7 protein-coding genes are annotated in these 12,079 nt (G+C 55.7%); 3 read left to right on the top strand and 4 right to left on the bottom strand.

Going from position 1 to position 12,079, the window contains the following annotated elements; translation table 11 throughout:
* Positions 1-203 precede the first annotated feature (203 nt).
* Positions 204-890 carry a metal-dependent transcriptional regulator gene (locus QET93_RS02320; protein WP_322190079.1) on the top strand — a complete coding sequence of 229 codons (687 nt, stop codon included), beginning with the start codon at positions 204-206 and terminating at the stop codon, positions 888-890.
* Positions 891-973: 83 nt separating this feature from the next.
* Here the strand turns inward: QET93_RS02320 and ilvD are convergent, their stop codons facing one another.
* A complete protein-coding gene (gene ilvD, locus QET93_RS02325) occupies positions 974-2,647 on the bottom strand; it encodes a dihydroxy-acid dehydratase (protein WP_280131696.1) in 1,674 nt (557 codons plus the stop codon).
* 112 nt (positions 2,648-2,759) lie between these two features.
* Positions 2,760-3,323 (bottom strand): sugar O-acetyltransferase, encoded by a 564-nt coding sequence (locus tag QET93_RS02330; RefSeq protein WP_345783046.1) that lies wholly within the window; start codon positions 3,321-3,323, stop codon positions 2,760-2,762.
* A 163-nt stretch (positions 3,324-3,486) separates the two neighbouring features.
* Here QET93_RS02330 and QET93_RS02335 point away from each other — a divergent pair, with 163 nt between their 5' ends.
* Positions 3,487-4,470, top strand: a complete 984-nt coding sequence (locus QET93_RS02335; RefSeq protein ID WP_280125642.1) for an alpha/beta hydrolase — start codon at positions 3,487-3,489, stop codon at positions 4,468-4,470.
* 253 nt (positions 4,471-4,723) lie between these two features.
* Positions 4,724-6,973, top strand: coding sequence for an inorganic phosphate transporter (locus tag QET93_RS02340; RefSeq protein WP_280131698.1), 2,250 nt, complete (start codon positions 4,724-4,726; stop codon positions 6,971-6,973).
* Positions 6,974-7,039: 66 nt separating this feature from the next.
* Here QET93_RS02340 and QET93_RS02345 read toward each other — a convergent pair whose 3' ends face one another.
* Together QET93_RS02345 and nifJ are read right to left on the bottom strand one after the other, a co-directional pair.
* Complete coding sequence (locus QET93_RS02345) at positions 7,040-8,146, bottom strand: NAD(P)-dependent oxidoreductase (protein WP_280131699.1); 1,107 nt, start codon at positions 8,144-8,146, stop codon at positions 7,040-7,042.
* A gap of 127 nt (positions 8,147-8,273) precedes the next feature.
* Positions 8,274-11,855 carry a pyruvate:ferredoxin (flavodoxin) oxidoreductase gene (nifJ, locus tag QET93_RS02350; RefSeq protein ID WP_280131700.1) on the bottom strand — a complete coding sequence of 1,194 codons (3,582 nt, stop codon included), beginning with the start codon at positions 11,853-11,855 and terminating at the stop codon, positions 8,274-8,276.
* Positions 11,856-12,079 lie beyond the last annotated feature (224 nt).

A 12,079-nucleotide genomic window follows, 5' to 3' on the forward strand; every position in this document is an offset into this window, starting at 1 on the left:
TTCCCGCGCCCTCCAAATAATCAATTATAAATACCTTAGGATCAGGAAATGAGATCCATTACAGATTAGGGCTGATTCCTTTCTCTCCGCATTAAGCATACGAGTTGAGGTGTACCGATGATGAAGTCTGGGAATTGGATATTTTTGAACGAAACCAGTGTTTGTCAGGTATACCTTGTACGACGATGGATGAGGAGAAAATAATGATGACGAGTAACAGGGAAGATTATTTGAAAAGCATCGAAGAATTGCAGCGCCGTCACGGCACTGTCAACAACAGGTTGATTGCGGATCGGCTGGAAGTGTCGCCTGCTTCGGTGAGTGAAATGTTGCAGAAACTGGCAAAGGAAGGTCTTGTTGAAGTGAAGCCGGAGAGGAATGTGGTGTTGACGGAGGAAGGAAAAAAGAAGGCTCTCCAGCTTCTTCGCATTCATCGCTTGTGGGAAGTTTTCCTCGTGGATCACCTTGGTTATGCCTGGAGCGAAGTCCATGAGGAGGCGGAGCGGTTGGAACATGCATCGTCGCCTCTCCTGGCGGAAAGACTGGATCATTTCCTGGATTATCCCCGGAGGTGTCCGCATGGCGGAGCCATCCCGGGAGGAGAAGGCAATGTCTCCATGCAAAAGCTCTACCGTTTGGTCGATTTGCCTGTCGGGGTTCGTGCGGTAATCCGGCGCGTACCCGAGCGCCGCGATTTGCTGGAGTTGCTTTCGGAACGCGGTATTTGCCTGAATGAGATGGTAGCCCCGGTAGAGTCCGAAGGATTGGAATCCGGTATTTTACTGGAACTTTCGGATGGACGCCGGACAGCTCTTCCCAGCGTGCTGGCGGATTCGATCCTGGTCTCCTTTGCGGATGAACGGATTCTTCGGAAGGAACCCTGGGATTAAGAAAGACCCGGGGGTTGGGTTCAAACAAAAGCGGAGCCTCCGGGGATGGAAGCTCCGCTGATCGGTTTTTTGCGATTAGAAGTTTAATCCTTCTCCAGGATAGCCCCTTTGCTGGCGTTGGTGGCCAGTTTGCGGTAGCGGTTGAGCCAGGAGGATTGGATGGGATTGTATGTCGGTGTCCATTGAGCCCGGCGTGCGGCAATTTCCTGATCATCCAAGTGGACTTTCAGGAAGCGCTGGGGAATGGAGTATTCGATGATGTCCCCGTCTTTCAGCAATCCGATGACGCCTCCTTCAGCAGCTTCCGGAGAAACATGACCGATGCAGGCACCATGCGTAGCTCCGGAGAAACGTCCGTCCGTGATTAGAGCTACGGAGGAGCCGAGTCCCTGTCCCATGATGTAGGACGTCGGAGCCAGCATTTCCTGCATGCCGGGGCCTCCCTTGGGACCTTCGTTGCGGATGACGACCACATGACCGGGCTTGACTCTGCCGGCGAGGATGCCTTCGCAGGCGTCTTCCTGGGATTCAAAGATGATGGCTTCTCCCTTGAACTCCTTCATTTCCGGCAGAACTCCGGCGGATTTGACCACGGCTCCGTTTTCTGCCAGATTGCCGAAGAGGATGGCGAGGCCGCCGTCCTTCGTGTAGGCGTTTTCGAGTTTGTGGATGACGGTTTCGTCCTTGATTTCAGCTCCGGCGACCTGGTCTCCGAGCGTCTTGCCGCTGACGGTGATACAGTCGAGATGAAGGGCTCCGGTGATTTTGGCGATTTCGTTGATAATGGCGCTGATGCCGCCGGCACGCAATACGTCCTGCATATGGAACCGGGAGGACGGGGCTACCTTGCAGATGTTCGGAGTCCGTTTGGAAATATCGTTGATGCGGTTGAGGTCGTATTCGACTCCCGCTTCGTTGGCGATGGCCAGCGTATGGAGGACGGTGTTGGAACTTCCCCCCATAGCCATGTCGATGGTAAAGGCATTGTCGATAGAATCCTGGGTGACAATATCACGTGGAAGGGGACCGTCCGCTTTAGCTATTTCGACGGCACGGCGGGCGGATTTCTTCCAGAACTCCTTGCGTTCTTCGGAAAGAGCCAGCAAGGTACCGTTGCCGGGGAGGGCAAGGCCGATGACTTCGCAGAGGCAGTTCATGGAATTGGCCGTGAACATGCCGGAGCAGGAACCGGCTCCGGGGCAGGCGCTGCATTCCATTTTGTAAAGCTGGTGCTCGTCGATTTTGCCGTTCTTGAACTGGGCGACGGCTTCGAAAACGCTGTTGAGATCCAGGGCGGAACCGTCTTCTCCCTGTCCTGCAGCCATGGGGCCTCCGCTGCAGAAAATCGTAGGGATATTGCAGCGCATGGCTCCCATGATCATGCCCGGTACGATCTTGTCGCAGTTCGGGATGCAGATCATGGCGTCAAAGGCGTGAGCGGACAGCATTGTTTCTACGCTGTCGGCAATCAGTTCGCGGCTGGCCAGGGAGAATTTCATTCCCTGATGGCCCATGGCAATACCGTCGCAGACTCCCGGCAGGTTGAATTCGACCGGAGTTCCTCCGGCTTTGCGTACTTCCTCCTTGATCAGCTGGGCGACCTTGTTGAGGTGGACATGGCCGGGAATGACTTCGTTGAATGAATTGCAAATGGCAATGAATGGACGCTTGAGGTCTTCGTCCGTCATCCCCGTCGCCCGCAACAGGCTGCGGTGCGGGGCATGCTCGAAACCTGCCTTGACTCGATCGCTTCGCATGGTCGTATAGAATGGTTGAATAGAAAAGTTCCAAACATTGGGTGTTTGGGTGGATAAACCCTAATCGTGCCGTTCCGGGAAAGCAAGGGAGAAAAACGTTCCCGGAACTCTTTTATACGTCGGAGGAAAGCTTTTTGACGACGCGGCAGGGATTGCCGACGGCAACGGAATGGGACGGGATGTCTTTGGTAACGACGCTTCCGGCGCCGATGACGACATTGTCTCCGATGGTGACACCGGGGAGGATGGTAACGCTCCCTCCGAGCCAGACGTTATCCCCGATCGTAACGGGAAAGGCCGTTTCAACGCCCGAATTGCGCAGATTGGCGTCAATGGGGTGGTTGGGGGTATAGATGCTGACATTGGGGCCGATGAAGGCATTTTTTCCGATGGTGACTTTTCCGCAATCCAGCACAGTCAGGTTGTAATTGATATAGGAATTTTCCCCGATGCTGATATTGTAACCGTAGTCGCAATGGAAGGGAGGTTCGATATGGAAGTGTTCCGTGGGGGAAGCCAGCCAGGGGCGTATCAGGTCGTGGCGTTCCCGGACGAGATCCGGTTCCATGGTATTGAATCGGTGAATAATCCTTTTGATGGAAGCTCGGTCGGCAATGAGTTCGGGATCCATTGGATGATACAACGCGGAGGACAGCATTTTTTCCTTTTCAGTCATGGCTACCTTCCAACCCTGCCCGGTCGTATCCGGTTCTGCAAGACCGAATAGGAACATGACCGTTCGGAGTGCAAGATGAAAATTTTTGAGGGGATGTTGGAATTGGATAGCATTGAGGGAGAAGCGTGTTAGACTAACCCGCATATCTTTCCTTTTTATGAATATGACGATAAAAAACGGGTTGTTACTGGCGTGCGGGCTAGGGCTGATGGGCTTTGCTACCGCCGGATTGAGTTCTGCCGAGGAACCTGCTGCGGCAGTGTCTTCGTCTGAGAGACCGTATTCCGGTGAGTGGTTTCCCCTGTTTAAGTCGATTCCGGATGAAGGCAAGGAACATGTGATAGCTCCGGGGCATATTACTGATACTTTGTGTCCTAAGTTTCAGATGTTCTATCCCGAGGGCTGGAAGGCGAGCGACAAGCGTCCTGTGCTGGTGGTGTTTCCCGGCGGTGGATACGGTATTCTTGCGATTGAGAAGGAAGGGACTAAAATTGCCCGATGGGCGAATGAACTGGGGATGGTTGCCGCTGTGGTGAAGTATCGTGTGACGGATCAGGGGAGTGGGAAGTTTACTCAGTTTCCCGGTCCCTTGCGCGATGCCAGGCAGGCGTTGAGGATTATCCGCCGTGATGCGGCGAGCATGGGAGCGGATCCTGCAAAAATCGGAGTGATAGGGTTTTCTGCGGGAGGACATCTTGCTTCGATGATGGCGACGATTTGGGATGAAAAACTATCCGGCGAAACGGGAGACGGACTGGATGCCGTTCCCTGCCGTCCTGATTTTGCGATGCTGATTTATCCTGTGATTACTTTAGAGGATGGCGTGGGGCATGCCGGCAGCCGATATAAGCTGTTTGGCAGTCAGGTGGCACCTGAAGTAAAGGCTCGCTATTCCGGTGACAAGCGTGTGACGGACAAAACACCGCCCCTTTTTCTGGAACAATCGAAGGACGACGGTGTATCCTGCAAGAATAGCGAGTTGATGGAGCTGGCGGCCAAAGCGCACGGTGTGGATGTTACTCGCGTCCTGTATGAACGGGGCGGACATGGCTATGGCATGGAGATCCGTAACCAGCCGACGGATGCCTGGCCGAAGGAAGCCGAAAAATGGCTGGATTCTCACGGCTGGACGCAACGCGCCAAGTAAGCATCCGTTCCTGTGTTGCAGGAATTATCAAGGAGGAGGAGATGTGCCTCCGTCTTTCCCTCAACCGGGTTCGCGGCCTGTCTCGCATGGGTTGTGAATCCGGTTTTTGTGTCCCGATTGCGCATTCCCAGGGATTTTTGCCCCAAAGTGACAACAATGTTACATAATAAGACGGGAGTATCGATACCGTCCTCCTGTATACGTCCGGGCACGTCAAAGATCCGCCATGGGATCTGGCGCACCAATCGAACATATGGACACAATTTATTACTTTATTTTAGGGATTCTGCTTCTGCTGGCATGTTTCGATCTTGTTGTAGGCGTCTCGAATGATGCTGCCAACTTCCTGAACTCCGCCGTGGGAAGCAAGGCTGCCTCCCGGAGGACGATCGTCATCGTTGCCTCAATTGGTATTTTGCTGGGTTCCATTTGTTCCAGCGGGATGATGGAGATTGCCCGAAGCGGTGTGTTCGTTCCGGGGCAGTTTTACTTTCATGATGTGATGATGATCTTTCTGGCGGTTATGCTGACGGACGTGATTCTTCTGGATGTTTTCAATACGTACGGTTTGCCGACATCGACGACGGTCTCCCTGGTCTTTGAACTGTTGGGTGCTGCCGTAGCCGTGGCGGCGATCAAACTGCTGGGAGCGGAGCCGGGCGTTGCCGGACAGTTGGGGGATTATATTAACTCCAGCAAAGCTCTGGCGATTATTTCCGGGATTTTCTCTTCGGTGGTGGTCGCGTTCACATGCGGAGCGATTATCATGTGGATTTCGCGGTTTATTTTCTCGTTTCGGTACAAAAAGATGTTTAACCGGGTGGGGGCTTTGTGGTGTGGCTTGGCCTTGACGGCCATTACGTATTTTGCCCTGTTCAAAGGATTGAAGGGTAGTTCTTTTGTCACGAAGGAACTGATTCATTCCATTGATGCCAGTCTTTGGTTCTGGCTGGCCGTGTGCATGTGTTTCTGGACGGTTGTGATGGGAGCACTGCAATTCCTGTTCAAGATCAATATCCTCAAGATTGCCGTATTGGCCGGAACGATGGCTTTGGCCCTGTCCTTTGCCGGAAATGACTTGGTGAACTTCATCGGCGTATTCATGGCCGGCGCTTCGTCGGTGGAAATCGCGCAGGGGGTTGCCGCCTCCGGCGGGGACATTGCAACTCTGACCATGGGGGAACTGGCCAAACCTGTTGTGGCCGACTGGAGGTATTTGTTCGGAGCCGGCATAATCATGGTTCTGGCGCTGGCGTTTTCCAAACGAGCCCAGACGGTGACGGAAACGGAAGTCAACCTGGCCCGTCAGGCAGGCGGGATTGAGCGTTTCGGTTCCGTGCCTCCTGCGCGTTTTGTCGTGCGTATCGCTATCATGATCGGCAAGTTCCTCCGGAGAGTGACTCCGGCTCCCCTGGGGCGTTTTATCGAAAAGCGCTTCGAGCCGTTGCCGGAGGAAGAGATCCCGGTTGGAGCCCCTTCGTTTGACTTGATTCGTGCCTCCGTGAACCTGACGGTGGCGGCACTTCTGATTTCCATGGCAACATCTCTGAAGCTTCCTCTGTCTACCACCTATGTGACTTTCATGGTCGCCATGGGTTCATCCCTGGCCGACAAAGCGTGGGGACGCGATAGTGCCGTGTACCGGATTACCGGGGTGATGACTGTGATTTCCGGGTGGTTTTTTACAGCGTTTGCCGCGTTTACGATGGCTTGTATCGTGGCAGTTGTGATCATGTATGGCGGAGTTGCCGGTATTGCCGTGGTCATCGCCGTTGCCACATGGTTGCTGGTGAAGAGCGCCCGGCTTCACAAGAGACGCCAGCAAAAGCGGGAACAGTATAAGATTATTACCGATATGCGCGATGTGGCCGCAATCCGCAATGCCTGCATGGAGGTGTGCGGTCTCATGAATGCCATGTCCGGGATTTATGCCAGTACGCTGGATGCCCTGCATTCCGAAGACAGGAAACTTCTGAAGCGTTTGGCGAAGGAAGCCAACAGTATGCGCAAGAATCTCGCGGAGAAGGTTCCTTCGGAGGTTCTTCCGGCGATTAATAAATTGCCCCGCGATTTGGCCGACCGAGGCAGAATGTATATCCAGCTGATGGAATATGCCGGTTCTTCTTTCGATTCCCTGACGGTGATTACGCGTTCCGGTTTCAACTACATTGATAATAATCACAATGGTCTGGATCAGGAACTCGTCCGGGGCCTGCGCAGAATGGGCGCCCGCATTGCACGGATCAGTCCGGCTCTTCAGGAGTTTGTCTCTTCCGGCGATGCCAGGTTGCTGGATGAAGTCCTGGAGGCTTCCCGTTCTCTGGGCGATGAGTTTGCGGATGCTATCCGGACGAACATTGTGCTTCAGACCGAGGAGGTCAAGGATATGCGTGCCGCACTGCTGTATCTGAGCCTGTTGAATGAAGCTCGTTCCATGATCCATAAGGCATACCTCCTGGCCAATACCCAGCGCGAGTTTCCCCTTGGTCGGGCGGAGGCCTGAGGCGATGGGGCTTTGACTGCTGCTGCGTCTATTCTCTTCTCCTCTCCATGGGAGGAGGAGAGATTTTTATAGTCCGACGAGGCTGAGTTCTTTTCCGATCAATCCGTGACGGCGGATGATTTCACCGTACGATATTTCCAAGGACGGGGATGGGGGGTGAAGTCCCCGGGGAATGCCGCCCCGGGCCAACTCAAGTGCGCCTGCGTTGTGGAGGGCCATGGGAGGATCAATGTAACGCATGAGCGTAGGATCTTTCAGGGAGAAGTTGGCGGGTTGCTTGGCGTTGAGAACCCGCTCTGCGGGGACGGATGGCCCCCATTCGTCTTCGACGCCCATGTTGGCAAGAAGGACGGGGGATTGGAGGTCTCCGGGGGATAGAATCTCCTCCAAGGCGTGTAGAACGCCTGTTGCCGTAACGGCGCAGAAGGCACGAACAACAGCTTGTCGAACTTGTTCCCGTGCATTCAGGGGAATGAATCCGACTCCCGGAGGCAAATGCTCTCGGACTTCGGTATCAATGTCTACGACTGTTACTTCTGCACCTTGGCGCAAGGCCATCAGCACGATTCCTCTGCCAACCTTGCCGTAGCCGAAGACGATGAGGCGGCGCTTTTGCAGAGAATATCCCCAGTTTGCCATAGCCCGGACGAAGCCGTCCCCTGTTCCGAGGCATGTTTCTATTTGTTTGATCCTGCCGGAGTCTACGACCCAGACCGGGGACTGGGCATGAGTATAGCGTGCTACGCCGGATCGGGTTAGCTCGGCATATCCCATGGCCGCCGGGACTTCCGCCAGGATGCCGGCGCAGTCCAGGACGAGATCGAACGAGGAATGGATGGCTTCTGAGGGTGAGATGACCGGAATCCCGAATTCTTGCGCCTGGAGGAGAGCTTCCGGGTCGTGTGGAAGAGTTGGGCCGATGGCAATGGAAAGCCGGGCTCCTGCTGCGATCAGTGCAGCGTATTTGGCGTATGTATTGCGGAAATGGGGTGTGGCGTCAAGAACCTTCAAGCCGTCCAGAGGACGTGTTTTTTCCCATTGGGCGCACTGGTGCCTCAGAACCGGAAATTCCTCAGGCCGGTAGAAGGAGGCCAGTTCCGCCAGGATATGTTGATGAAGGCTCGCCATGGGGATGGGCTTATCACAATGGGAGAGGACGGACAAGGTTTCCATGCCGTCCCGCCGGAAAGGGTGGGCTTTCCTATCTTCCCCAGGGATATCGCCGGGAAAAAATGAGGAGAAAAAATCCCCCCGCAAGCAGGATGCTGCGGGGGGATGAAGGATTTGTGACCGGATTCGCTTACTTGGATTCCTTGTCGGAACCCATATCGGCGAGAGCCTTGTACATATTCCAGCGGTGGATGGCGTCCTGCTGAGCCTTGTCAACGAGGGTTTCGAAGTGTTCCTTGTTGTTCTTGGCCAGGAGGCGGAAGCGGTTTTCCGTCAAAAGGGCTTCCTTGAGGTCGCCCTTCGGTCCCTTGCCTTCCACGATCAGCGGGTTCTTGCCTTCGGCGGCAAGATCCGGATTGTAGCGGTAGAGGAGGATGCGACCGCTGTCCACGGCTGTCTTTTGCTGCTGGAGCCCCTTGGCCATGTCGATGCCGTGGGCGATGCAGTGGGAATAGGCGATGATCAGGGCGGGACCGTCATAGGCTTCGGCTTCGACGAAGGCCTTGAGGGTATGTTCGTCCTTGGCTCCCATGGCAACGCTGGCAACGTAGATGTTGCCGTAGGTCATAGCCATCAGGCCGAGGTCCTTCTTGACCTGTTCTTTGCCCTTTGTCGCGAATTTGGCGACGGCGCCCAGCGGAGTGGACTTGGAGCACTGACCGCCCGTGTTGGAGTACACTTCCGTGTCCAGCACGAGTACCTTGACGTTCTTGCCGCTGGCGAGGACATGGTCGAGACCGCCGTAACCGATGTCGTAGGCCCAGCCGTCGCCGCCGAGGATCCAGACACTCTTGCGGATGAGCTTGTCGGCCGTGGCCAGGAGGCGTGCGCATTCCGGTTTGCCGGCGATGCGGGACTTGAGTTCTGCGACATTGTCGCGCTGGTCCTGGATTTCGACTTCGTTCTTCTGCGGGTTGTTGAGGATCTTGTCGACAAGATCCTGGCCGACGGTAGCGGCATGTTCCAGCAGGAGTTCCGTGGCGAATTCCTGTTGCTTGTCGAGGGACACACGGAAGCCAAGACCGAATTCGGCGTTGTCTTCGAACAGGGAATTGGCCCAGGCTGGACCGCGTCCTTCGGCATCCTTGGACCACGGGGTGGTCGGCAGGTTGCCGCCGTAAATGGAGGAGCACCCTGTGGCATTGGCGACGACGAGGCGGTTGCCGAAGAGCTGGGTGAGCATCTTGACGTACGGCGTTTCACCGCAGCCGGCACAAGCTCCCGAGAATTCGAACAGCGGGCGGAGGAATTGCATGGAACGGACATTATCCGTCTTTACCAGCCGGGGATCCACGTCGGGCAGTTTCATGAAGTAGTTCCAGTTGGCAACTTCTTCCGTGTGGGTTTCGCCGTCGTTCTTTTCCATGTTGATGGCCTTCTTGCCTTCAACCTTCTTGTTCTTGGCCGGGCAGACATCGGTGCAGAGCGTGCAACCCGTGCAGTCTTCCGGAGAGACTTGGATGACGAATTTCTGGCCCTTCCAGTCGGGATGGCGAGCATCGGAGGACTTGAAGCTTTCCGGGGCATCCTTGAGTTCTTCGGGGGAGAAGACCTTGCTGCGGATGGCGGCGTGCGGGCAGACGACCGTGCACTTGCCGCACTGGATGCAGCATTCGGGATCCCAGACGGGGATTTCGAGGGCGAGATCGCGCTTTTCGTACTGGGACGTGCCGGACGGGAACGTTCCGTCGACGGGCAGTTTGCTGGTAGCCAGGCAGTCTCCTTCACCGGCCATGATAGTGGCCAGAACGTCTGTGACGTATTCCGGGGCTTCGGGGGACATGATCGGGGGGATGGCATGCCCATTGACAGTGGCGCCGTCGAGATTCACTTGATGGAGGTTTTCCAGCGTGGCATCGACGGCGGCAATGTTCTTGTTAATGACTTCTTCACCCTTCTTGGCGTAGGTCTTGGCAATAGCTTTCTTGATATAGCCAATGGCTTCGTCAGCAGGGATGACGTTGGATAGCGCGAAGAAGCAGGTCTGCATGATGGTGTTGATGCGACCACCCATGCCGGTTTTCTTGGCAACGGAGAATGCGTCGATCACGTACAGCTTGATGCCCTTGTCGAGAATTTGCTGCTGCATGCGGGCGGGAAGCTTGTCCCATACCTTGTCGGCGGGGAACGGACTGTTCATCAGGAAGGTGGCGCCGGGGACGGCGAACTTCAGGAAGTCGAACAGGTTCAGCAGGCTCGGCTGGTGCAGGGCCAGGAAGTTGGCCTTTGAAATGAGGTAGGTGGAACGGATCGGGCGAGGACCGAAACGCAGGTGGGAGATTGTCGTGGAACCGGACTTCTTGGAGTCGTACACGAAGTAGCCCTGCACGTTGAGGTCGGTGTGCTGGCCGATGATCTTGATGGAGTCCTTGTTGGCACCGATCGTACCGTCGGATCCGAGGCCGAAGAACATGGCGCGCGTGACGTCGTCGGCTTCGACGCCATATTCGGGATCGTAGGGAAGGCTGCAGCCGAGAATGTCGTCTTCAATGCCGATGACGAAGTGGTTCTGGGGGGCGTCTTTGGCAAGGTTGTCGAAGACTCCCTTGACCATGGCGGGCGTGAATTCCTTGGAACCAAGACCGTAGCGTCCGGCAACGACGGCAGGCATGCCTCCTGCGAAAGGAAGCTGGCCGGCGCTCTGGGCTTCAAACAGAGCGTGGACAACGTCGAGGTAGAGGGGTTCTCCGGGGGAACCGGGTTCCTTCGTGCGGTCGAGTACGGCGATCTTGCGGACTGTCTTCGGCAGGGCCTTGACAAGTTCTTCAGACGGGAAGGGACGGTACAGGCGGATTTTGAGCACGCCGACCTTGGCTCCTTCGCGTTCCATCATGGCTTCCACGGTTTCGTGGACGGCTTCACAGCCGGAACCCATGAGAACGATGACGCTGGTGGCATCTTCGGCTCCGGCGTAATCGACCAGATGGTACTGGCGGCCGGTGGCGGCGGCAAACCTGTCCATGGCTCCCTGGACAATGGCGGGAACCTTGGCGTAGAACTGGTTGCCGACTTCGCGTCCCTGGAAGTACACGTCGGGGTTCTGGGCCGTGCCTCGGATGACGGGGGCATCGGGATTGAGGGCGCGTTCGTGGAAGGCGTCCACCCACTCCTGCTTGATCATGCTGTTGAGGGTATCGTCGGTGATGTCGGCGATCTTGCCGACTTCGTGGGACGTACGGAAACCGTCGAAGAAATTGATGAAGGGCACGCGCGATTCAAGCGTGGCCGCATGGGAGATGGCGGCGCAGTCGGCGGCTTCCTGGGTGGAGGAACCGCAAAGCATGGCCCAGCCGCAGGAACGGACTCCCATGACGTCGGAGTGGTCGCCGAAGATGGACAGGGCTTGCGTGGCCAGGGCGCGGGCGGCGACATGGAAGACGCAGGGGGTTAGCTCGCCTGCGATCTTGTACATGTTGGGGATCATTAGGAGGAGCCCCTGGGAGGCGGTGAAAGTCGTTGCCAGAGAACCGGTCTGCAAGGCGCCATGAACGGTGCCGGCTGCTCCGGCTTCGCTCTGCAGCTCGACCACCGAGGGAACGGTTCCCCAGAGGTTCTTGCGGTCGATGGATGCCCAGGTTTCAGCAGATTCGCCCATAGGCGAGGACGGAGTGATCGGGTAGATCGCCACGACTTCCGAAAAACGATAGGCCACGGAAGCGACTGCTTCGTTAGCGTCAATCGTGCTGTAGGTTATTGTTGCATTCTCACTCATATTTTGCACGGGTATTGTCAAATGATTAAGTCGATACTTAACTTGCGGGCGAATTTACCATATCAACTTGCGAGGGTAAAAGGAATTATGCTCCCCGGACGTTAAATAGCGCCTTTTTTGACCATGATGTCACAATTATTTAGAATGATTCCTAAAAGCAAAAGGGAAAAATGATCAAAATCGAGGGAAGAATTGTGCGATTGAACACAATGCACTCGCCAAAC

The sequence above is a fragment of the Akkermansia sp. N21116 genome, from assembly GCF_029854705.2.
Taxonomy (GTDB): domain Bacteria; phylum Verrucomicrobiota; class Verrucomicrobiia; order Verrucomicrobiales; family Akkermansiaceae; genus Akkermansia.